The sequence below is a fragment of the Cerasicoccus frondis genome (assembly GCA_031296915.1).
Lineage (GTDB): Bacteria > Verrucomicrobiota > Verrucomicrobiia > Opitutales > Cerasicoccaceae > Cerasicoccus > Cerasicoccus frondis.
This window is the reverse complement of sequence record JAVDPC010000042.1, coordinates 11,939-32,903: the sequence shown is the minus strand read 5'-3', so window position 1 is coordinate 32,903 and position 20,965 is coordinate 11,939. Positions and strand designations below refer to the sequence as shown.

The window sequence follows — 20,965 nt, the reverse complement described above, 5'->3', positions numbered from 1 at the left end:
TTTGGCGATAAGAAAATCAGCCTCCGCGACGGGTCTGGCGCCACTTCGAAATTTTGCCTTGAATGCACTTTACAGTGATGCTCGGAAAAAGTAGTGTTTCTATATGCCCCAAATGAAGTTCTATACCCTTTCTCTGGCGAGCGTTGCATTACTGTCAGTCTCGGCCCAAGCAGATGTTTTCCTCATCGATTTTAACAACGTGGCCAACTCCAATGGTTACCCTGGCGGCGCTAGCGCGTGGAATGCCTACACGGCGCCCAGCGGCGTGAATGGCAGCCAAATCGCGGATACAATCGGCTCAACCGGCATGGGGCTGACGCTGAACCACTCCGGGACGATGACGGACTCCTCCAATGGCAATGCGAACACCTTTAACAATGCCACAGGCGGCCCTTCGTGGGTCACGACGGATGGCTCTTTAGCCAATACCGCCGCCGCTGCGGACTACTTCTTTACCAGCACCAATGTGGACACGGATTTCACCATCACTTTTGGCAATCTGACGCCGGGGGATACCGTCGATATTGACTTGTGGATGTCGCGCAACAGCACGTCTGGATCTTATGGTTTTTATGAGTATTCTCTCGATGGCGGCGTATCCTGGTTTGGTCTGAATGTGCTGGAAAAAGACGGCACGGCCACGTCTGCCGCCTATTGGGTGGGCAACACCACTCAGGATGTGGTTTTCCGTGCACTAGAGGATGGCAACGATGCCGCGCGCTACATGAATGTCGCCGGGGTAACCGTTGGTGGGGCTGGCACGTTGGATGTCCGCGTGAATGACTCCAGCGCAGGCAGTTGGGCCGGCTTGGCCGCTGCGCGCTTGACTGTGACGCCTGTTCCCGAGCCCTCGACTTACGCGATGTTGCTTGGTGTTGCGGTTTTGGGCATCGTTTACGTGCGCCGTCGACGGTAGGCCACAGGGGGTTGGTCGTTTAGAGCCCGACCATTTCAACAATTTCCAGGTCGTAGCCGTCGAGCGCGACCACGCGTGGCTTGTCGCTGGAGGAGAGCAGACGGATCTGCTTGAGGCCGAGTCCAGAGAGGATTTGAGCGCCAATCCCATAGTCACGGAAATCCATGCCGCGCCGTTGAACCGCCAAGCTGCCGGCTTCGGATTCCACCTTCACGCCGCCGCCGGGCTGCTCCAGGTAAACCACTACGCCATGACCTTCGCGGGCAATGCGCTCAAGTGACTGGTTTAGCGAGTTGAACCCGCCCATGCCCTTGCCGCGAAACAAGTCGCCCAAAAGGTTTTCGCTGTGAACACGGACCAAGGTCGGCTCTGGGCCAATGTTGCCCAGGGAAAGCGCGATGTGCTGGCGGTCATCGAGGAAGCTGCGGAATACATGCAGGTCGAAGACGCCGTATTCGCTGTCAAAAGTTGTTTTCGCCACGCATTCGACGAGTTTATCGCGTTGATGGCGGTAGTGGATGAGCTGAGCGATGGAAACCATTTTCAGGCCGTGCTCCTGCTTGAACTTTACGAGGTCCGGCACACGGGCGAGGGAGCCATCTTCATTGAGGATTTCGCAAATGACGCCGCTGGGGTGCAGGCCCGCGAGTTGGGCCAAGTCGACAGCGGCCTCAGTATGGCCTGCGCGCTGGAGCACCCCTCCCGGGCGCGCCTGCAGCGGGAACACGTGACCTGGCGCCACGAGCATGTCCGATGTCGCATTCGGGTCGGCCAATATTTTGATGGTCGCACAGCGGTCGTAGGCGCTGATGCCGGTCGTGATGCCCTCGGAGGCGTCGACGCTCACGGTAAAGTCCGTGCCGTGTGATTCGCGGTTTTCAGCCACCATGCGCTGGATGCCCAGGCGCCGCAATTGCGGGGCGATGGTGGGCACACAGATGAGGCCGCGCGCATGGCGGATCATCATGTTGATGTTTTCGGGGGTGGCTTTGGCGGCAGCGAGGACCAGGTCGCCCTCGTTTTCGCGAGACTCGTCATCGGTCACGATTACAGGCACGCCATTGGCGACATCGGCCAGCGCGCTTTCAATCGAATCAAAATGCTCATCCTGCGGGGAGTTTTCCATGGAGGCACCTTGGCACGCCCACTGGCAGGTGTAAAGTCGCGTCATTGGTATTTCCCGGGGTTTTGGATTGCCTGGAGGGGAGGGGGGCAAATCATCCGGACAGCGAATGGAATTGGAGCGTCACTTGGAACAACTGGCTATGCGCATGGGGCAAGCGTCTTTCGAGCGTCGGTGGGCCCGTGAAAATCGCAGGGGTGCGGACTTGGAAAAATTTGCCCGCCGCGAGCGATTGAATCGAGGGCTGCATGGCATCATTATTAAAGCGCTAGAAGTCACGGGTCTGATGATCCGAGCGCGACGTAATTTCAGCGACATTGAGCTGGTGACGAGAGAATTGGAAGTTCGCAACCTTCCGCCTGCCTTTGACGGATTTTGCATTCTGCAAATGTCAGATCTGCACATCGATTTGTTCCCGGAGGCATTGACTCCCGCCATCTTGCGGGTACTGGAAAATGCCGACTATGACCTTTGTGTGGACACGGGCGACTTCATGCTCCGCCACAATAAGTGGCCGGTAGCGAAAAAGGAGATCAGTCAGATCGCCGCTGCGGTAAGCGCGCCGCATTACGGGGTTTTAGGCAACCATGATTCAATTAAAATGGCGGCAGATTTGGAGGCGCTTGGGATTCGTTTGCTGCTCAACGAGGCGACGCCGATTCGGCGAGGTGATGACGAGATCTGGCTGGTCGGCGTTGATGATCCGCATTATTTTCAGTCTCACGATTTGGACCGGGCCTTGGCTGGCGTACGAGCGGCCTGCGCGCCGACTCGTCCTCCCATTATATTGCTGTCGCACGCTCCGGTGCTCGCCCCTGAAGCAGCGAGTGGCGGTAGGGTGGACGCGCTGTTATGCGGGCATACGCATGGCGGTCAGTTGTGCCTGCCGGGCGGCCTGCCCGTGGTGACGCATTCGCGAAGCTCCCGTTTGCGCGTGAAAGGAGCTTGGCGTATAGGAGACATGGAGGGGTATACTTCGCGTGGCGTCGGTTGTAGCGGCGTCGCGGCGCGCTTCAATTGCCGCCCTGAGATCGTGCGCCATATTTTGCGCCCTAAGTTATGCAATTAGTTGATGAAATACCTGTAAACCAAATCGTGACTTTGATGAACTTAAGATTTACGGCTTCGCTTATCTAAATTGTTTTGCCATATTCATGAAGATGATGAAAGCAGTTATCATAGGTCAGCCGGATCGCATCGACGTGGTATACGGCCCCAAGGAAACGAGCATGCTCGAGGAGCGGTTGTCCGTGGTCAAGGCGCCACACGTTTACGGTGTTGGCCTGGATCCAGCACTCTACGCGGATGCAGACTATATTTTCGGCACTTGGGGAATGCCTGGCCTGAACGCGGAGTTTATGGCGAACGCCAAAAATTTGAAGGCCGTCTTTTATGCTGCTGGGTCGGTAAAGGGCTTTACCACCGAGGCTTTTTGGGATTCAGGCGTGCGCATGTTCAGCGCTTGGGGCGCCAATGCCTATCCGGTGGCTGAGTTTACATTTGCTCAAGTGATTTTGTGCCTGAAACAGGCTTGGACCGCAGTGCGTCTGAGCCAGGATTTGAAGGCGGAGTCCTATCGGGCGTTTGACCGGGAAACTGTTCCGGGGGCGTTTGAAAGCACGGTAGGTCTACTGTCTCTTGGGCAAATCGGTCGCTTGGTCGTGGAGCGCCTGCGTTCGTTGAACGTGAAGGTCATTGCCTATGATCCATTTTTCTCACCCGAGGAAGCCCAGGAGTTGGGCGTAAAACTCTGTTCGCTGGAGGCTGTCTTTGCGGAGGCTGATGTCGTCTCCTGCCACACTCCCTGGTTGCCGGAAACGGAAAAAATGCTCAAGCGCGAGCATTTTGCCGCAATGAAATCGCATGCGAGCTTTATCAATACAGCGCGTGGCGCAGTGGTCGATGAAGAAGGGCTGATTAGCGTGCTGCAGGAGCGCCCGGATATCACAGCGATCTTGGATGTAACTCACCCGGAGCCGCCGGTCGAGAATTCGCCATTTTACACCCTGCCCAACGTCATGCTCACGCCGCACATTGCCGGGTCCATGGCTGACGAATGCCGGCGGATGTCTCAGTTTATGATTGCGGAATATGATCGCATGGTGGCAGGGGAGCCGCTTCGCTGGGAAATCAGCCGCGAGCGCGCCGCCACGCTTGCCTAATTTATAATCAACCTGGCTTCCGGGCCATGTTGCTCATCGCATTGGGTGCTACGCCAATCAATCGGTCCAGCCGGAGGCTGGCTAGCGGCGTTGATTCCAGTCCTTGGATTCGTAATGGGCGATGAGGTCGGCCAACGTTTGCTGTTTCCACTTGGGAAATGGCTGCTTGGTGGCGGCGCCTCCCAGCCATTCGGCCAGTGCGCCCGTGAAATCGGCCTCAAATCGCGTCCAGTTGATGCTGCGGATGGTTGCCCGCTGGATGCTGCCCTGCATGAGCAGGCCGTCCCGGGTGCGTCGCTGCGCCGCGCCTGCTAGTTTCTCGCCATCATCGTCGATGACATCACCTGGCTCGGCGCGCTGAAAGCAAACCGCTGCGGCTAATGCGGGCGATTCGTCAGTGGCGTGGTCAGTGCAAGGGCAGGGGGAGAGGGTCGCTTCGACCGCTTGCGCCTTGAGAGCCCAAGCGAGGATGTTGTGCACTTCGCGATAGGCTTCGCCCGCTTTGAGTTTTGCGAGTGCGTGTGAGGTGGGAACCACGAGCGCGTAAGTCCAGTCGTCCCGATGGTCAACGACACCGCCTCCGGTGGAACGTCGGATGATTTGGAATTTCTCCGCAAAGTGGTCATGCGCTTCACGCCAAGTGGTGTGGACGGGCAGGCGTTGCTCGGCCTCGGCGAATTTTTGGGTGCGGCCAAAGGTAAATGCCTGGCAACTCCACTCGTAGTGGCGAAAGCGCGGTTGGTCTGGCTCGGGATAGTGCTCCAGCAGCAACTGATCGACAGCCATGTTGGCGGCAGCGGAAAGCTTTCGGGTGGGAAGTAGGTGCATGGAAGGAAGCTAAAAGGTTTAAAAGGCTTGCTGCGTTTGTGGGGGCAGGTCTCATCGCAGTCCTTGGATCAAGTCCATAAAAAAACCCGACGCAGGAGCGCCGGGTTTTGAAATGGATGGCGGGAGCGCTCTACTTGGATAGTTCGTCCAAGGTTGGAAGATCGTCCCCGAGTTGAATGTCCCATTCGTCAACTTCATCGCCTGGGGCGGCAGGACCAGCCTTGCTGGAAGTTTCCAGAATGTAATTGTTCAGCTCCTTATCGAGAATGTTTTCCGCCCAGTAGCCGTTCTGCAACTCGTAGTCGTCTGGCTCGTAGCCGTACTTTTCGAGCGTGGCGAGGATGACGGATGAGTCCGGGGTGCCGCCGTGGTCGGAAATGAGACCCTTTTCACGGTGGATGCGCACGCACTCATGGATGATGAACGGCGGCAACTTTTCCTGATAGCTCGGGTGCACTTTGTGGCTGCCGGCCCACTTGGCCCAAGCGTCACGGTCGATCGAACGCTGGGTCTGGGTGAGCGCTTCGTAATAGTAAACACGGCGCTTGGAAAGTTTGGTGACGAGAGCGATCAGGGACATGCCGTCCTGCTCGATTTCCAGCCAGTCCAGCGGGCGTGGCTTTTCGATCGGATCGCGGGACTTTGAAATATCTTCAGGCGCTTCCAGAAACTGGACCCCTAGAGCCCGGGAAAATTTAACGGTCGTTTCACCGTCCTTTTCGAGGGTGACTTTACCTTTACGAATTAGGTCCTCGTGGAACTTCCGCGCATCTTCCGGGGATTCCGCCCAGACGTAATTGGTGATGCGGGTAACAACCTTGAACTTTCTCATATCTGATTCCTGTAGAGATTATTGTGAACGACGCCCGCTATTTTAAAGGGTTTCACAGGCGTTCTTTTACGCTGATTAATGAACATTAAGTAGGTTATATACTAAATTCAACCCTAAATTGGCGGATTGAACGGTGATGACGTGACCACTTGGTGATGGTCTATATAGCTTTAAGCTTACCAATCACTGCTAACGCCAGACTTTTCGTATAAAAATTACACTAAAAAGTGGGGTCGGTCAGGTTCGTGGCAACCTCCGGCTTGACTTGATCTGCAATGTGTCGATAAGAGGCACTTGCAACGGCGCGGACTTTGGTCGCCAGATATCTAGTATTTTGACGGTGAAAAGCTTGCATTCAACGTTCTGAGTCATTTCGATTGCGAATCACCCGTAACACCTCTCTTTTCTATGCCACGTAAAATCTGTTTCCTAAACTATAAAGGCGGCGTGGGCAAAACCTCGCTCATCGTCAATACTGCCGCCTGTTTGGCGCACAAGGGTAAGCGAGTGCTGCTGTTCGATTTTGATACGCAGTCTAACGCCAGCATCTGGCTGATGCGCTTAGATCGTTGGAACAAGCTCAACATCAATGGCGCCGGGTCCGTTTACTCAATTTTTGAGCCAGGCACGTCCAGAATTAACGAAATAGTCGTGAAGGACGTCGTTCAGAGCAAAACCGGCGAAAAAGTGCTGCCGGGGCTCGATATTGTGCCCACCACTTTCAATCTCGTTGATCTGGAAAATGAGTACAAGGGCGATCCACAACAGCCTCACTATAAGATCGTTCACGATCAACTGACAGAGATTGAGGATGACTACGATTACGTGGTTTTTGACTGTCCGCCGAACATCCTCAACGCCTCCCAGTGCGGTGTCTTCACCAGCTCGGAAATCTATGTTCCATCCAACCCGGATGCCCTCAGTTTGATCGGCTTTACGCTGCTTGTAGAAAAATTACTACTTTTTCACAAGCGTGCTGCGAGCTTCCGCACCTCTGGTATGGCGCCGCCAGCAGCAGTCCGTGGCATTATCTTTAACTCGATCAAAGCCAACGTTGACATCGAGGTTCCCAAGATGCGTATGCAGTTGCGTATGAACCAGTTCCGCAACCAGCGCCGCGTTTCGCAGGATGCCAAAATCTTTGAATCCATGATCCGGGACGCCACGGTTGTGCGTCGTGCGGTGACATTGGGACTCCCGGTCAGCTTGGTGGGGCAGGCTGCTCAGGAAGAAGATAGCGTGGTTAAGGACTATGCGCGCCTTGCAGCGGAGATTGACCGTCACGCTATTTCTTGGTAATCATTTGCAAAAGTTATATTAGACGGGATAGTTAGGAGAACATGTCTGAAGAATCGCCAACGCTTCGATACAACAAGGATGACTGGGACGAAATTCGTCTTGCGTTCGCCACGTCACTGATGGTGGACACAAATTTGCTTAGTCTGTCCCAAAATTTGGAAATTGAGGAGTGGCCGATCAAGGGCTCTAGCGAAACACCGTCCAAGTACATTGATTTTACCTGGGAAGAACTGCAGGAGTTGCCAGGCTTGGCGGATCAGCCAGGACGCATCGATCTGCTGATCCACATCTTGCGTGAAACCCAGGCGTTCGATGATCCCTTCGGCGATATGGTGGCGACCGTTGATGCGCACGCTACAGTGGACCGCACGCTCGAAAAGAACATCAATCGCCTGAAGATCCCTCAGGATTTCCCAATGACGCTCAGTGGTTTGTCCGCTGATACGTTGTCTTTCTGTCAAAACGAAGACATTAAGACGCTGAAGGATTTTGGTCATTTTGCGCAAAATATGGCGCAAAACATCGTTATCGGCGGTGACTTCCGGGGCTTGCTCAACGCACTGACCACGGAAGATCAGCAGACGTTGGCTAAGTTTATCCCATTTCGCCCGGGTAGCTTCGGCCTACACCTCCCTGAGTGCATCGGCCTGCTGCTCAACCAACTGAGCGACGTTGAAAAGTGCTCTTTGCTGAAGAAGTTTGGCTATGGCAATATGACCGACTCGCAGGAAAGCAAAGCCCGACTGAATAAAGATCAAGTCATTCAACTGGAAGATATCCTGCAGAGTAAGCTGAAGGAAATCTGCGATTACTTCCCGGAGCAATACAAGCAACTGGCGATTGAGATTAAAGGCGGCAAGACAATGGAGCGTGTCTTTATGGTTGTCGACGAGCCAGAGCGTGAATGTATCTGCGCACACATTACGACACGATATCTTAAAGAAAATGCTGTGGCGGACTTGCCAGCGATGGAAACTGGAAAGAAAGGCGGCTTCTTTGCTCGCCTGTTTGGCCGTAAATAATAGGCCGTGAAGGCATGACTGCACCAAAACCACCGCAGAATAAGAGAGTCATCAGTTTACGGCCTAAACTGCAACAGGCCGCAGAAGCTTCGCTCAAATCTAAGGAAACGATTGATCTCATCATGCGCCGCACCCGTGCGCCATTTGATGAGCATGATCACATGGCCAAAGCAGAAATTGATTCTCTGGAGAAAAGCCTGCGTAAGCTGGAGGCTGATTTGCTGGAGCGTGAGCGCAATGCCGCAGACTATGAAGCCAAGCTCGCCGAGCGTGAGCGTGATATCTGGGAGGGCGAAGCCCTGCTCAAGGTTAAGCAGGAAATGCTCGCGGCTAAGATGAGCGAATTTCAGAAGGCAAAAGCCGAAGCTGGTTCCGATGAATCGAGTAGTGGATCAATTTCCGAAGAAGAGCGACAAGCGCTTGAGCACTTGCGCGAGACCTTGGAGCAGCGTGAACAAGCCCTGCAGGAAGCCAAGGAGCAACTGAAAGAGCGTGAGGCGTTTATTGAGGAATCCGAGGCGGCGCTGTTTGAAAAAATGATGGCTCAGCAAGAGGAAGAAACTGAACTCGAACAGCGCACCGAAGAACTACGTATGCTTGAGAAAAAGCTAAAGGGCTAGCCCCCGTCCCCCGCTGTAAGGTATTCTAACTTCACACCCATCAAAAAAGCCCCGCAACGCAGGGCTTTTTTTAATGAGTTTTTCGTCTCGCGTGACACTGCTTAGCAGATGCGACCTTTGGTGCGGGATTCTTCAGTCAGTTTCTCGTAGTCGACAGCGTCTTCGTTGAGTTTGTCGATGCAGAGTTTCATGTCGGTGGCGAATTTCTCAGCCATGTCGCGCGAGAAGTTTTCCTTTACCACCATGCGCAGCACATGAACGCTGTCGGCTTCGGCCGGCAGGGAGTAGGCGGGGACGATCCAGCCATACTGTCGGAGAAGATCGCTGAGCAGATAAATGATTTTATTGTCTGCGTCGTGATCTTTCAGGCGCACGGTGACGGTGGGCAGGTATTTTGATTCATTGAGGAGCTCGAAAACTTCCAGTTCGAGCAGCTTTTCCTCCAGATACTGCGCGTTGTCCATGATGTTCTTCATGATGCGACGGTAGCCGTCCTTGCCGAGGCGCAGGAAGTTGTAATACTGAAGCAGCACCATTGAGGAGGCGCGGGAAAAGTTGAGGCTGTAGTTGGGCATGTTGCCGCCCAGGTAGGTGATATTGAAAACCAGTTCTTCCGGCAGGTCGCTGCGGTCGCGGAAGACGACTGTGCCGATGCCCGGGTAAACGAGACCAAACTTGTGGTTCGAAATGTTGACTGATTTTACGTGCTCAAGGCGGAAATCCCATTCAACCTCCGGGTAAACAAATGGCGCCACGAAGCCGCCGCTAGCGCCGTCGCAGTGAATCGGAATATCCCAGCCTTTTTCTTCCTTGAGCTTCTTGAGGTAGGCGTTGATGCCGCGCACGTCGTCTAGTTGCCCCGTGAAGGTCGTGCCAATGACGCAGCCGACGGCGACGGTGTTTTCGTCGACGAAGCCATCCAGTTGGTCTGCGGTCATGTAGAACTGATCCTTCTTGAGGGGCACGACACGCATTTCCACATCGAAATAGAGAGCAAACTTTTCCCAGCACGTATGGACGTCGGCGGAGAAGACCACGTTGGGCTTGTCGGTGGAAAGGCCAGCGGCTTGGCGACGCTTTTTCCAGCTCCACTTGTGGGCGAGCAATCCGAGCATGATGGCCTCGGACGAGCCGACAGTGCAGGTGCCAACGGGATCGCAATCCTTGGGGGCATTGAGCATGCGGCCCATCATGCTGACGACGCGCTGGTGAATCTCCTCGGTTTGCGGATACTCATCCTGGTCAACGAGGTTCTTGTTGGCCGAAAATTTTAGTAGCTCATCGGCTTCGGGCTCCATCCAGGTCGTGACGAAACTGGCGAGATTGAGTGCGGGATTGCCATCGAGGTTTAGCTCATCCTTGATGACCTGATAGGCAACCCGTGCATCCATTCCGGACTCCGGAATCTCGTATTTGGAGACCGTCTCATCCATGTGACGGTCGGCGTAAGTAAAGTGAAGAGGTTCGTTATGTGATTCGAGGTGCTTGACCTTTTTCATGGTGCAATAGTAGGGTGTTTACAGGATGGAGGGCAATGCCGGATTCAGTCGTAACCAAAAGATAACCATAAACTTTCGTTACGGTTGGTTGTTAGCGAGCATGGTCATGTTGGCGTCGCTTGCCAATGCAAAAACCGACAAGGAGTCGGCGACGGATGAGGACTCTCTATCAGTCAACACTTGGGTGGCTGGTCCTTACTTGTTCGATTACGGTGGCTGGCGTGATGATTTTGCCCAGCAAACGGGCATCACTTTTATCGGTAATTATTACGTGGATGTGTTGGGCAATCCAACGGGTGGCCTGAGTCAGAAAGTGCGCTACTCGACCCTGGGCTCGATCGGCGTTTCTTTGGATTTCGCAACGATGCTGGAGGAGCCGGCATTGACAGGATGGGGATTCACCGTCTTGGGCTATAATGCTGAGGGGCGTAATTTAGCGACTGACATTGGCAATGCCGTCAACCCCTCTACACTGTTCAGTGGGGACGTCGATATCGGATTGGCGCACTTGTACTTGAGCTACGAAACGGATTCCTTTGAGGCGTATGCTGGTCGCTTGACGCCGGAAGCATATTATGCGGCGAGTCCATTGTGGGACTACTTTGTGAGCCTGGCGTTTAATGACAATCCGTGGAATTTAAGTGCGGCTGATCCGAATTTTTCAGGCTTTCCCGGAGCTGTTTGGATGGCCACCGGGGCTTGGCAAGCGACGGATCAGTGGCAGTTCTCCCTCGGCGCCGCCAATGCATCCAAATCCACGATCACGGATTCGAGCAAGGCGGGAGTCGACTTCGATTTCGACTCAGCAGAGGGAACGCTTTTCATGGGAGAGGTCGAATACAGCTGGAAGGCGGCGCTGTTTGATGAAACGCCTTTAAGGGGCAGTATTCAAATTGGCGGCTACTATGACACCGCTGCAATGCCGCGCCTTGCGCCACAGCCCGGAGCATTGACTAAGGATGGCGTTGCGGCGGCTTGGGTCATACTCGAACAGCAATTGATCCCAGGAGATACGCCCGATGGCGTCGGCCTGACGGGCTGGGCGCTGGCAAGCTGGACGGGACCGCAAAGCGTGGCGTCAGCGCCCTGGTTTTATTCCCTGGGATTCGTTTACGAAGGGCTTATCCCTGGACGACCAGATGACGCCTTGGCGGTTGGCGGCAGTGTCGTCTATTTTAGCGATCAGTTAGTTGGCCAAAACAAGGAAACCAATATTGAATTAACTTACCTTGTGCAGGTTACTGAATGGTTCAGCATCCAGCCGGACTTGCAGATCATTCTCACGCCGAGCGGCTTTCACACGATCGACAACGCCGTCGTGGTAGGCGTTCAATGCGGTGTGATTTTTTAATTTTGAAACACTCCCTAACGTTGTGCGAGGGCTTCACGACGCATTTCAGCTAGCTCGAGATCGTGTGGGTAGAATTGTAAGCCGTTTTCAGCAATGCGTTCTGCAGTTTCAAAGTCGTCCGCCGCCATCAGGGCTTGGACTGCCAATTGATAGGCGTCGTTGGCGTGACGTTGGTGCATCGTTTCCCACAAGGCTACTCGATCATCCTGACGTTTCTCCTCCAGAGTGATTAACAGTTGTCCAAGCCACTGTAAACGAGCGGTTTGCTCTTCACTGGCTTCGCTGAGCCAGGCGTCATACAAGCGCCGAGCTTCTGTGTAGCGACCGGCGAGCACGCGGGATTGAATGGCGATGAGCTGGAGGCTGCTATCATCATCTGGCGACAGACTGGCGATTTGCTCGAGCAGCGCATCGACTTCTTCCACGGTCAGGAATTGATAAAACAAGCGCAGGCCCATGATCAGCGGGGGGGAGGCGTGCGAATACTGCTTCAGGTATTGGTCAATTCGTTGGTCTCGCTGTTCGGGCAGGTTGGCGTAATCAAGCTCCAGCACAGTCTGCGCCTGAAGTGGATAAGGTTTGGTGGGCCAACGCATGATCGCGTCAATGTGGTCTTCGAGGGCTTCAGCGTCATCCGTCTGCAGGGCGATCATCGCCTCGAGGTAGCGATATTGTGGAGAGTGTTTTCGGGCGAGTGATAACTCGTCCATTTCAGCGAGCGTCTCATCGATAAAGCCAAGCTTGATTTTAGAGAGAAGCTCCAGATCTACGTAGCGGGATTCATCGGGATCAATCTTGCGCATATCTTGCGCGTAGATGAGGAGCTGCTCAAAATTCCGCATCTTCTTTAAGGCGTTGAGTTCGATATCGGCGAGTTTCTCCCAGAGCTCGGGATCTTCCTTCACTTCAGGAAATGCCCGGAGTTTGCGCGACACGGAGCTGATGGACTCAAAGTCTTCACGCAGCGCGAGCAGCACAAGCAGCAGTTGCGTATACTTGGGGTCATCCGGGTAGCCGTAATTCAAGCCGATATCCAGAATGTTGGTGGCGTCTTCGGAAGCGCCAATCGCGTGGTTTAGCTGGGCGAGCATCAGGCGAGCTTCGAGGTCGTCCGGTTTGCGCTTGAGACCGTTGCGCAGCAGGTAAAGAGCGTTTTTGTAGTCTTGCTCTTCGAACAAGGCCTTACCGTGAGCGAGGTTCGTTTCGCCCGCTTTTTCATCGAGGCCCGACCAATTCCAGGGCAGGGCAATATCCATCAGTGTTATCTGATTGTGTGGCCGCTTGCTGCGAATGGAATAGGCGGCAATCACGGCGCCAATGTAGCCAATGATCGCCAGTATGCCAAGCAGGACGAGCAGTCGCACCGGGTCGATGTGGAGCGTCAGGTGAGCGCGGGTTCTGCTCTTGTCTTTACTGAGCCGGAAGAGACCACCTGGGCCGGTCGTGCCCAGCTTTTTCAGATTTCGTCTAAATCGCAGTTTCATTGGGCGTCTTTTGGGTTACGCGGACATGCACGTCCATCTCGCGTTCGGGGGCGCCGCGGTAAGCGCCGCTGATCGGGCGGATGTCCGCATAGTCGCGGCCAACGGCGATGCTCACGTAACGCTCGTCAACTGGGCGACGGTGGGTTGGGTCGATGCCAAACCAGCCTTGTTGCGGCAGATAAATTTCCACCCAGGCGTGGGAGGCTTCACTGCCGCCGATGGCTTCATCGAACTGTTCATTAAAGAAATAGCCGCTTACATAACGCGCAGGGATGCCATGGCTCCGGCACAGACCGAGGAGAATGTGGGCAAAGTCCTGGCATACGCCACGGCGGTCAGCCAGTGTCTCATTGACGGTGGTGTGGGCGTGGGTTGCGCCGGGCGCGTATTCAAAATTGGCAAATACCCAATCGCTCAGCGTATTCACGTCGGTCCAGATCTCGCTAACGCCATTTGGGAGGCAGTCTACCGCACAGCGCCAGAGCTCGGGGGATAGCGAAACGAACTGCGTATCCATCAGGAAATCATGGAGCTCAAACGCCAGCATCGGGTCGCCCAGGCTCGCTGGATCGGCTGGGAGGGGGAGTGGCGTTGGCGCGGTTTCGACTTCAGAGCGCGCTTCAATGGTAAGCTCCGTGTGGGGCGTCGGCAACTCCAGGATGTGGACGTAATTTTTATAGAGGTCCAGATAACTGCGTTGTGCGCTGCGTGGGTTACTGGTCAGCGAAAAGGACAAACGCCGCTGACCGGTTTGATCAATGGGCTGAAGACGCACCTCGTTAAAGCTTTCCCGGGCGGGTCGCGCGTAACGATAGGTCGTCCGATGGAGAATATTCAACAACATGCGGGTCGTTACCTAGCCCGCTAAAGGATAATCTACAGCGGAGAATGGCAAGCTAAAGCTTTAGCCAAACTGTTCGCGTTGGCACACACTCCGCAGAAGCGCTACACGCTGCGCTCCAAGCGTGAGATTTCGCGCTGGATGTGCGCCAGGTAAAGCTCGCTTACGCCAATTGCCGCTTGGTCAAGTTCATCGGCCTTCTGTAGGCGACCGAGGTATGAGGCCTCCTGATCGGCGCGGATTTTTAATACGTCTAGCACCACACGGTTAACGGCAACTTCCTCACTGGCCGGCGGCTCATACTTTTGCATGAGCGCAGCGGCCTTGCTACGGTAGTAATCTGCTTCAATCTGAAACTGACTCACGATTTCGTCGCGTGCCGATTCGGAAAGGATAATATCCTCTGCCGAAGCGGATGAGAGAGACAGCATGATGGACAGTGCAGTGGAACGAATCATGCAGAATTTAGACCACTCGGGATATGGTTGGTTCCCGTTCTTGCGACCTAAAACCGTTCGATTGGCATTTGGCAATGGGTAAACCCAACGGTCCAGGGGCGCAGTTACTGTTGTTGTTGTTGCTGCTGCTGCTGTTGAATTTCCTCTGCGAGGTCGATCGGCTTTTGGAACATGTAGGTCTGGTAAGTTGCCGCTCCGATTTCGTTGAGGCGTTCTTGGCAGCCATCGAGCCACTCGTGCATGCCGTAGTTGATGACATCCTGCACGCTGGAGAAGGTGAGATCGCTTAAAAGCTTGCCCGCGAGCTTTTCCGCTTCGTTGGAGTAGTTGCCGATTGGGCAACCCGAAATATTGTGCAGGCGCGAGTTGAGCTGGTGCATGCAGTAGCGGATTGAGCGGGGGAAGGTATTGGAGAAAATCAGGAATTCCGCGACGTTAGCCGGATCGATGTTGGCCAGGTATTGCGCGTGGTAGGCGTCGTAGGCCGAGGCGGCTCGGAGCAGGGCGACCCACTGTGCGGTGTCCACGGCGCCGCCGACATCCTGCAGGCTGGGCAGCAGAATGTGGTATTTGATGTCGAGCATGCGGGTGGCTTTGTCAGCGCGCTCGATGAAGCGGCCAAACTGCATGAAGTCGTAGCATTCGTCACGCGGGAGCGTGGCGGCGGAGAGCCCCTGAAAGCGGAGAGATTGGTCCTTAATGCGGTCGTAGAATTCGTAAGCGCCGCTCTCCCAGACCTGCTTGGCGTCGTTGGACTTGAGGAAGAGGTGCAGGTTGTTGATTGTTTCCCAGAGTTCGCTGGATATCTGGTCGCGCACCATGCGGGCATTTTCGCGGGCGCCGGCGATGCAACTGATGACGGAGCTCGGGTTGTCCGTATTGAAGGTGAGAAACTCCGTGACGGTTTGGCTGTTGGCCTCGTCATAGAGCTCGTAGAACTGCTCTTCGTCACCGGTCGAGCGGATCACGGGATCCCAGTGCTCTTTCAGTTTCACGTTGTCGAGGTCCTGAAAGTCGAGCAAGAGCTGCAGGTTGACTTCGACCAGGCGGGCGAGGTTGTCGGCGCGCTCGATGTAACGGGCCAGCCAGTAAATGGAATCTGCGACGCGGGAAAGCATGTATAGGTAGGTTCGAAAGTTTGTATGTTGAAGGTTCGAAGGTTGATGCTTGGGCGATCGTTTTACTCGTTACTCACTTTCAAACTTTCCTACATGCAAACCTTCGAACTTTTTAATCATTCATTGCCATAAAGGACCCAGGTGTCTTTGGAGCCGCCGCCTTGGGAGGAGTTAACCACGAGCGAACCGCGTTTGAGCGCCACGCGGGTCAGGCCGCCGGGGATGATCGAGATATCGTCCGGGCCACTGTAAAGAATGTAGGGGCGGAAGTCGATGTGGCGTCCTTCGAATTGCTCGGTTTCCGGTGTCCAGGTGGGGTGGCGAGAAAGCGAAATCGGCGACTGCGCGATGAAGTTGCGCGGGTTGCGCTCGATCTCCACACGGAAGCGCTCGATCTCTTCCTTTTCAGCCCACGGGCCCATGAGCATGCCGTAGCCGCCAGCTTCGTTGGCGGATTTGACCACGAGCTTGTCGAGGTTCGCCAAAATATGCTTTTTGTCCTTCTCCTCGGAGGCAAGGTAGGTCTCGACCTGGTCGAGGATCGGGTCTTCGCCGAGGTAATACTTGATCATCTTCGGCACGAAGTAATACATGACCTTGTCGTCGGCGACGCCGGTGCCAATGGAGTTGGCCAGGGCGACGTTGCCTGCGCGGACGGCGTTGACGAGGCCCGGGACGCCGAGCATCGAGTCTGGTCGGAAGACACTCGGGTCGATAAAGTCGTCGTCGATGCGGCGGTAAAGCACGTCGACTTGCTGCAGGCCCTTGGTTGTGCGCATGTAGACTTTGAAGTCGCGGACGAGCAAGTCGCGGCCTTCCACGATCTCGACCCCCATCTGGCGCGCCAGGAAGCAGTGTTCGAAATAAGCGCTGTTGTAAACCCCGGGCGTCAGCACGCAGACCGTGGGATTGTCCTGCCCGCGCGGCGCGATGTTGCGCAGCATCTTGAGCAGTTTTTCAGCGTAATTCTCCACGGGGCGGACGCCCGCCGTTGGGAAGAGGTGTGGGAACGCGCGGCGCATGGCTTGGCGATTTTCCAACACATAAGAAACGCCGGAAGGGCAGCGACCGTTGTCTTCAAGCACAAGGTAGCGGCCGTCCTTGTCGCGGATCAGGTCCGAACCGCAAATGTGGATATAAATATCTTTCGGCACATCCGAGCCGACGAACTCGCGGCGGAAGTGTTTCGCCGACAACACGTAAGACGGGGGGATGACGCCGTCCTTCAGGATCTTCTGATCGTGGTAAATATCGTGCAGGAACATGTTCAGCGCGACGATGCGCTGCTTGAGCCCACGTTCGAGGAACTCCCATTCATCCTGCGGTATGATGCGCGGCATCAGGTCAAACGGGAAAATACGTTCTGTTCCTTGATTGTCCGAGTAGACTGTAAACGTCACCCCGGCGCGCAGAAAGAGGAGGTCTACCGCCTGCTGCTTTTGCTCAAAGTCCTGGAGATTGAGCGACTCCAGCCGCTCCATCACTTTTTGGTAGTGGGGCCGGACGACGCCAGGGGCGCTAAACATTTCGTCGAAGAAGCCGTCAGTTTGATAGGCGCTTAAATCCATATTGTGAGGTTTGTCGTAGCAGGTTATCGCGTCGGTGTAAACGGATTGTGAGTATGAAAAAGATTCATTGCGAGCACTAAGCTAGCCGCATGCCATCTAATAGCTTTCTTCAGTCAACTTTACCTTACCCCGGAATATATAATAAACGCAGCCCGTGTAAGTCAGCACGATCGGCACGCCAATGATCGCCACCCACAGCATGAAGCCGAGTGTTTGTTGGGTCGACGAGCCGTTGTAAATATTTAGGCTGTTGGCGATTTCGGGGTTGGAGAAAATCATGTTGGGGTAGACGCTCGCGCCGAAGAGCATCATGAGAAACGCCATTTGTGCGCAGGAGAAAATGAACGCCCGCCCTTCGCGCCCTTTGTGAATTTCGCGCGGAATGGCCCCCACGGCTAACACTGCCAACAAGGCGATGACGGTTAATACCGGGATGCGGCCCACGATGGCGTGTTGAATGTGTGGGCAGGCGTAGATCGTCCAAAAGTTGAAAATCAGAAAGCACACCACGTAGATTGGGATGGTGATTTTGATCCAGCGGCGGAGCTTGGCTTGGAGCTCACCCTCGGTCTTAAGGATCAGGTAAATGTTCCCGTGCATGGCGAACAGTGCGACGGTCGTCACCCCGAGGAAGAGTGAGTAGGGATGAATCAGCGTCAGGAAGGTGCCGGTGTATTCATGATGTTTGTCCAGCGGAATGCCCCAAGTGATGTTACCCATGGCGACGCCGATTAAAAACGCCGACAGGAAACTGCCGCCCGCGAAAGCGATGTCCCAGCTTTTGCGCCAGAGCTTATAAGGCTCCTTACTGCGGAATTCGATGGCGACCGCACGAAAAATCAATGCGCAGAGCAGCAACATGAACGCGTCATAAAAGCCGGAAAACGCGGTGGCGTAAACTTCAGGGAACGCGGCAAAGAGCGCTCCACCCCCCGTGACGAGCCAAACTTCATTTCCGTCCCAGACTGGGCCAATGGCGTTTAGGTGGATGCGGCGGTTGGTGTCGTCCTTATCGAAAAGGTGCAGGATGCCCACGCCGAGATCGAAGCCGTCAAGCATCACGTAGCCGGTGAAGAGCACGCCGACCAGAATGAACCAGATAGTATTTAAATCCATAGCAGCAGTCTCCGGTTAGGCGTTCGGGTTGTCGGCGTCGGTGGGGGCGGTTTGGCGACCGCCCTTGAGCGCCATCGGGCGCCATTTTTCCGGCAGGATTTGGATCGACTCGTCATCCTTCGGACCGTGTTGGATCTTCTTCGTCAGCGTGTAGATGAACACCAGGAACAGCAGCGTGTAGACAAAGGCGAACATGATCAGCGAACTCAAAACCTGTCGGGCGACGACGGCTTTGGAAAGCCCATCGCTGGTTTGGAGGATGTTGTAAACGATCCACGGTTGGCGTCCCATTTCGGCGGTAAACCAACCAGCTTGATTGGCTATTTGCGGCATGAACACTGAGAACACCAAAATCCACAAGAACCACTGCACCCACTTAATGTCGGTCTTCCAGAGATGACCGGTTTTCCATAATAGGCAGCCGAGCACAGAAACGCCGATCAGGCCCATGCCCATGGCGATCATCAGGTGGTAAGTTTGGAAAACGACGGGCACATTTGGCCAATATTCGGGCCGGATCTTTTTGATCTCTTCGGGGGAAGCGCCAGGGTGTCGCGCCAGGATAAATTCATCACTGGGCAGGTCCTCAAGGCCTTTGACCATGGTTTTGCTGGCTTCGACCGGGTGGAGGAAATCGCCGTCCACCAGGATGCTGAGCAGGCCCTTTATCTTGATGGAGTTTTCGTTGACGCCAATGATGTTTCCGTCCGCATCCTTATTCCAGGTGACCCAGCCGACAATGCCCAGCGGCGCTTCGGTGGTCGACTCCTGTAGACCCTCAATGGCCGCCAGCTTGACGGGTTGATTATCCGCGACGCCTCGGGCGGTGGAGTCGGCGCTCACGAGTTGCAGCAGTGACGCAAAACAACCGACGGCGAGTCCGAACTTCAACGAGGTTTTGGCAAATTTAACGTGGCGCTTCTTGATCAGGTAATACGCACTGATGCTCACGACCAGAAATGCGCCAGCCAGCCAGCAACCAATAATGGTGTGCGCGAGGCGATCAAGAGTCGAGGGGTTCATGACCATGTCCCAGAAGTTATCAATCACCGCGCGAATGGACGTCAGGTCCTCTTCCTTGACGATGTAGCCTTCGGGCAGAGGCACTTCCTTGATGGTGTAGGCTACGTCGCCCAAGTCGGCGTTAAAAGAGTGCTGCACGCCGTCGGCGGTTTCCTTGACTTTTTTGGCCAGGTGGAAGCCAGCGGGAGTCTGCATCCAGGAGTTGGCGACGAGAATCCAAACGGCAGAAAAGTGAGCGCCGAGGCAGACCATGCAGGTGGCGAAAAAGTGCGTTTTCGGCCCGACTTTGTCCCAGCCAAACAACAGGATCGCCAGAAAACCAGACTCCAGGAAGAACGCGTAAATACCCTCAATGGCGAGTGGACTGCCAAAGATGTCCCCTACGAATCGCGAGTAGGTGGCCCAGTTCGTGCCGAACTCAAACTCCATCACGATGCCGGTGGCGACGCCGATGGCGAAGGTGAGTCCGAAGACGCGCGTCCAGTAGCGCGCCATGTTATGGTAGAGCGGGTTGCGTGTTTTAAGCCAAAAGGCCTGCATCAATACCAACTGCAACCCAATGCCGATGCTCAGCGGCGGGTAAATGTAGTGGAAAGCAATCGTGAAGGCGAATTGGATTCGTGAAAGTATCTCGACGTCCATGCAGGCTCATGATTAAAGCCAACCTCGCGCCAAACTCACGCATAATCGGCAACTTTTTTCATTACAATGCGGTGACGTCGAACCAGTTGCGGAACTTATAGCTAAAATCAGCACGCGTGAGGCATTCGTGCAGGATGCGGATATTCAACCTCGGAGAGCACGGAGGTTGGGAGCACATTACGAACACCGTCCCTCCGTGCTCTCCGTGGTTAAAACTATCTGCTCACCTGAGTCCTGATTAATTTACGTTGCCCACGGCGAGGCATTCCCCAAACTCCGCGGACATGCCCGAACAGCCCGATTATCTCAAAATCGCCACTGAAGCCGCCCGCGCCGCTGGAGCCATTCTGGCCGAAGGCGCCGACCTGCGGTCCGTCAATTTCCAGGACGCCAAAGACGTTAAGCTCAAGGCCGATGTCGAGTCCGAGAAGCTCATTCGCCAGATGCTCTCCGAGGCAACCGGCTTACCGATCATTGGCGAAGAGCAGGGGGGGGACGAAAGCCTGCCTTCACAGGATAAGCTTTACTGGGTCGTTGATCCGTTGGACGGCACCTATAACTACTTGCGGGGGCTGCCAGCCTGTTGTGTCTCCATTGGCCTGATGCGTGGCATGAAGCCGGTTGTGGGCGTGGTCTATGATTTCAATGCGGATGAGCTTTTTGCTGGCGCCGCCGGTTGGGGCCTCACCTGTAACGGTAAACCGCTGACACCATGGTGGCCCGAAGAAAAGCAGCATGCGGTGCTTTGCACGGGCTTCCCGCATGGCCGGGATTACGGCGACACCGCGCTTCGCGGCTTCATCAAGGACGTCCAGAGCTTTCAGAAAATACGCATGATCGGCAGCGCTGCGTTGGCGTTGACCTATGTGGCCATTGGCCGGATGGATGTCTACACCGAGGACACGATTCGCCTCTGGGACATTGCTGGCGGCCTCGCTTTGGCGGCGGCCAGCGGCGCCACGGTCTCCGTCGTGCCATCCAAGAACAACAAGCCTTTCGCCTACAATGTGTGGGTCGGCGGCCGTAAAGAGTGGCTACCCGCTTAGGGAGCAAAAAAAACGCA

19 protein-coding genes are annotated in these 20,965 nt (G+C 55.1%); 8 read left to right on the top strand and 11 right to left on the bottom strand.

All coding sequences use genetic code 11. The annotated features are described in order from the left end of the window. Positions 1-112: 112 nt before the first annotated feature. Positions 113-916: a PEP-CTERM sorting domain-containing protein gene (locus RBB63_RS21935; RefSeq protein WP_309387445.1), complete on the top strand. Its 804-nt coding sequence runs from the start codon at positions 113-115 to the stop codon at positions 914-916. A 19-nt stretch (positions 917-935) separates the two neighbouring features. Here RBB63_RS21935 and ribB read toward each other — a convergent pair whose 3' ends face one another. After that, a complete protein-coding gene (gene ribB, locus RBB63_RS21930) occupies positions 936-2,042 on the bottom strand; it encodes a 3,4-dihydroxy-2-butanone-4-phosphate synthase (RefSeq protein ID WP_309387443.1) in 1,107 nt (368 codons plus the stop codon). Between the two features lie 145 nt (positions 2,043-2,187). On the opposite strand from ribB, the gene RBB63_RS21925 reads away from it, so the two are divergent. Further along, entirely contained in the window at positions 2,188-3,108 is a 921-nt protein-coding gene (locus tag RBB63_RS21925; RefSeq protein WP_309387441.1) for a metallophosphoesterase, read from the top strand. A 91-nt stretch (positions 3,109-3,199) separates the two neighbouring features. Beyond that, entirely contained in the window at positions 3,200-4,201 is a 1,002-nt protein-coding gene (locus RBB63_RS21920) for a hydroxyacid dehydrogenase (protein WP_309387440.1), read from the top strand. 81 nt (positions 4,202-4,282) lie between these two features. Here RBB63_RS21920 and RBB63_RS21915 read toward each other — a convergent pair whose 3' ends face one another. Both RBB63_RS21915 and RBB63_RS21910 read right to left on the bottom strand, forming a co-directional pair. Further along, positions 4,283-5,029 carry a lipoate--protein ligase family protein gene (locus tag RBB63_RS21915; RefSeq protein ID WP_309387439.1) on the bottom strand — a complete coding sequence of 249 codons (747 nt, stop codon included), beginning with the start codon at positions 5,027-5,029 and terminating at the stop codon, positions 4,283-4,285. Positions 5,030-5,159: 130 nt separating this feature from the next. Further along, complete coding sequence (locus RBB63_RS21910) at positions 5,160-5,861, bottom strand: hypothetical protein (RefSeq protein WP_309387437.1); 702 nt, start codon at positions 5,859-5,861, stop codon at positions 5,160-5,162. Positions 5,862-6,269: 408 nt separating this feature from the next. Here RBB63_RS21910 and RBB63_RS21905 point away from each other — a divergent pair, with 408 nt between their 5' ends. From RBB63_RS21905 to RBB63_RS21895, 3 genes are read left to right on the top strand one after another with little or no spacing between them, the layout of a single operon-like run. After that, positions 6,270-7,160 (top strand): ParA family protein, encoded by an 891-nt coding sequence (locus tag RBB63_RS21905; RefSeq protein ID WP_309387435.1) that lies wholly within the window; start codon positions 6,270-6,272, stop codon positions 7,158-7,160. 41 nt (positions 7,161-7,201) lie between these two features. Further along, positions 7,202-8,182 carry a hypothetical protein gene (locus RBB63_RS21900; protein ID WP_309387433.1) on the top strand — a complete coding sequence of 327 codons (981 nt, stop codon included), beginning with the start codon at positions 7,202-7,204 and terminating at the stop codon, positions 8,180-8,182. A 14-nt stretch (positions 8,183-8,196) separates the two neighbouring features. Further along, complete coding sequence (locus RBB63_RS21895) at positions 8,197-8,802, top strand: hypothetical protein (protein WP_309387432.1); 606 nt, start codon at positions 8,197-8,199, stop codon at positions 8,800-8,802. A gap of 101 nt (positions 8,803-8,903) precedes the next feature. On the opposite strand, the gene gad is transcribed toward RBB63_RS21895, so the two are convergent. Then, a complete protein-coding gene (gene gad / locus RBB63_RS21890) occupies positions 8,904-10,301 on the bottom strand; it encodes a glutamate decarboxylase (RefSeq protein WP_309387430.1) in 1,398 nt (465 codons plus the stop codon). Positions 10,302-10,407: 106 nt separating this feature from the next. Between gad and RBB63_RS21885 the strand changes: the two genes are divergently transcribed. Then, entirely contained in the window at positions 10,408-11,652 is a 1,245-nt protein-coding gene (locus RBB63_RS21885; protein ID WP_309387429.1) for a carbohydrate porin, read from the top strand. Positions 11,653-11,666: 14 nt separating this feature from the next. On the opposite strand, the gene RBB63_RS21880 is transcribed toward RBB63_RS21885, so the two are convergent. From RBB63_RS21880 to RBB63_RS21850, 7 genes are all read right to left on the bottom strand, one after another. After that, a complete protein-coding gene (locus RBB63_RS21880) occupies positions 11,667-13,136 on the bottom strand; it encodes a tetratricopeptide repeat protein (RefSeq protein WP_309387428.1) in 1,470 nt (489 codons plus the stop codon). After that, positions 13,120-13,980, bottom strand: coding sequence for a transglutaminase family protein (locus RBB63_RS21875; protein WP_309387426.1), 861 nt, complete (start codon positions 13,978-13,980; stop codon positions 13,120-13,122). The genes RBB63_RS21880 and RBB63_RS21875 overlap by 17 nt, the downstream gene beginning before the upstream one ends. A gap of 101 nt (positions 13,981-14,081) precedes the next feature. After that, on the bottom strand, positions 14,082-14,435 hold the full coding sequence (locus tag RBB63_RS21870; protein ID WP_309387424.1) for a hypothetical protein: 354 nt from the start codon (positions 14,433-14,435) through the stop codon (positions 14,082-14,084). Between the two features lie 104 nt (positions 14,436-14,539). Next, the gene (locus RBB63_RS21865; protein WP_309387423.1) at positions 14,540-15,553 is read right to left on the bottom strand and encodes an alpha-E domain-containing protein; all 1,014 of its coding nucleotides are present in this window, start codon (positions 15,551-15,553) and stop codon (positions 14,540-14,542) included. 116 nt (positions 15,554-15,669) lie between these two features. Next, positions 15,670-17,121 carry a circularly permuted type 2 ATP-grasp protein gene (locus RBB63_RS21860; protein WP_309387422.1) on the bottom strand — a complete coding sequence of 484 codons (1,452 nt, stop codon included), beginning with the start codon at positions 17,119-17,121 and terminating at the stop codon, positions 15,670-15,672. A gap of 96 nt (positions 17,122-17,217) precedes the next feature. Next, positions 17,218-18,237, bottom strand: a complete 1,020-nt coding sequence (gene cydB, locus RBB63_RS21855) for a cytochrome d ubiquinol oxidase subunit II (RefSeq protein ID WP_309387421.1) — start codon at positions 18,235-18,237, stop codon at positions 17,218-17,220. A 15-nt stretch (positions 18,238-18,252) separates the two neighbouring features. Next, positions 18,253-19,902 carry a cytochrome ubiquinol oxidase subunit I gene (locus tag RBB63_RS21850; protein WP_309387419.1) on the bottom strand — a complete coding sequence of 550 codons (1,650 nt, stop codon included), beginning with the start codon at positions 19,900-19,902 and terminating at the stop codon, positions 18,253-18,255. 284 nt (positions 19,903-20,186) lie between these two features. On the opposite strand from RBB63_RS21850, the gene RBB63_RS21845 reads away from it, so the two are divergent. Next, positions 20,187-20,948, top strand: coding sequence for an inositol monophosphatase family protein (locus RBB63_RS21845; RefSeq protein WP_309387418.1), 762 nt, complete (start codon positions 20,187-20,189; stop codon positions 20,946-20,948). Positions 20,949-20,965: the final 17 nt, after the last annotated feature.

Bases quoted from the DNA above. Each gene is read 5' to 3' on its own strand.
- RBB63_RS21935 (WP_309387445.1), top strand. From the start codon at position 113: ATGAAGTTCTATACCCTTTCTCTGGCGAGCGTTGCATTACTGTCAGTC.
- ribB (WP_309387443.1), bottom strand. From the start codon at position 2,042: ATGGAAAACTCCCCGCAGGATGAGCATTTTGATTCGATTGAAAGCGCG.
- RBB63_RS21925 (WP_309387441.1), top strand. From the start codon at position 2,188: ATGGGGCAAGCGTCTTTCGAGCGTCGGTGGGCCCGTGAAAATCGCAGG.
- RBB63_RS21920 (WP_309387440.1), top strand. From the start codon at position 3,200: ATGATGAAAGCAGTTATCATAGGTCAGCCGGATCGCATCGACGTGGTA.
- RBB63_RS21915 (WP_309387439.1), bottom strand. From the start codon at position 5,029: ATGCACCTACTTCCCACCCGAAAGCTTTCCGCTGCCGCCAACATGGCT.
- RBB63_RS21910 (WP_309387437.1), bottom strand. From the start codon at position 5,861: ATGAGAAAGTTCAAGGTTGTTACCCGCATCACCAATTACGTCTGGGCG.
- RBB63_RS21905 (WP_309387435.1), top strand. From the start codon at position 6,270: ATGCCACGTAAAATCTGTTTCCTAAACTATAAAGGCGGCGTGGGCAAA.
- RBB63_RS21900 (WP_309387433.1), top strand. From the start codon at position 7,202: ATGTCTGAAGAATCGCCAACGCTTCGATACAACAAGGATGACTGGGAC.
- RBB63_RS21895 (WP_309387432.1), top strand. From the start codon at position 8,197: ATGACTGCACCAAAACCACCGCAGAATAAGAGAGTCATCAGTTTACGG.
- gad (WP_309387430.1), bottom strand. From the start codon at position 10,301: ATGAAAAAGGTCAAGCACCTCGAATCACATAACGAACCTCTTCACTTT.
- RBB63_RS21885 (WP_309387429.1), top strand. From the start codon at position 10,408: ATGTTGGCGTCGCTTGCCAATGCAAAAACCGACAAGGAGTCGGCGACG.
- RBB63_RS21880 (WP_309387428.1), bottom strand. From the start codon at position 13,136: ATGAAACTGCGATTTAGACGAAATCTGAAAAAGCTGGGCACGACCGGC.
- RBB63_RS21875 (WP_309387426.1), bottom strand. From the start codon at position 13,980: ATGTTGTTGAATATTCTCCATCGGACGACCTATCGTTACGCGCGACCC.
- RBB63_RS21870 (WP_309387424.1), bottom strand. From the start codon at position 14,435: ATGATTCGTTCCACTGCACTGTCCATCATGCTGTCTCTCTCATCCGCT.
- RBB63_RS21865 (WP_309387423.1), bottom strand. From the start codon at position 15,553: ATGCTTTCCCGCGTCGCAGATTCCATTTACTGGCTGGCCCGTTACATC.
- RBB63_RS21860 (WP_309387422.1), bottom strand. From the start codon at position 17,121: ATGGATTTAAGCGCCTATCAAACTGACGGCTTCTTCGACGAAATGTTT.
- cydB (WP_309387421.1), bottom strand. From the start codon at position 18,237: ATGGATTTAAATACTATCTGGTTCATTCTGGTCGGCGTGCTCTTCACC.
- RBB63_RS21850 (WP_309387419.1), bottom strand. From the start codon at position 19,902: ATGGACGTCGAGATACTTTCACGAATCCAATTCGCCTTCACGATTGCT.
- RBB63_RS21845 (WP_309387418.1), top strand. From the start codon at position 20,187: ATGCCCGAACAGCCCGATTATCTCAAAATCGCCACTGAAGCCGCCCGC.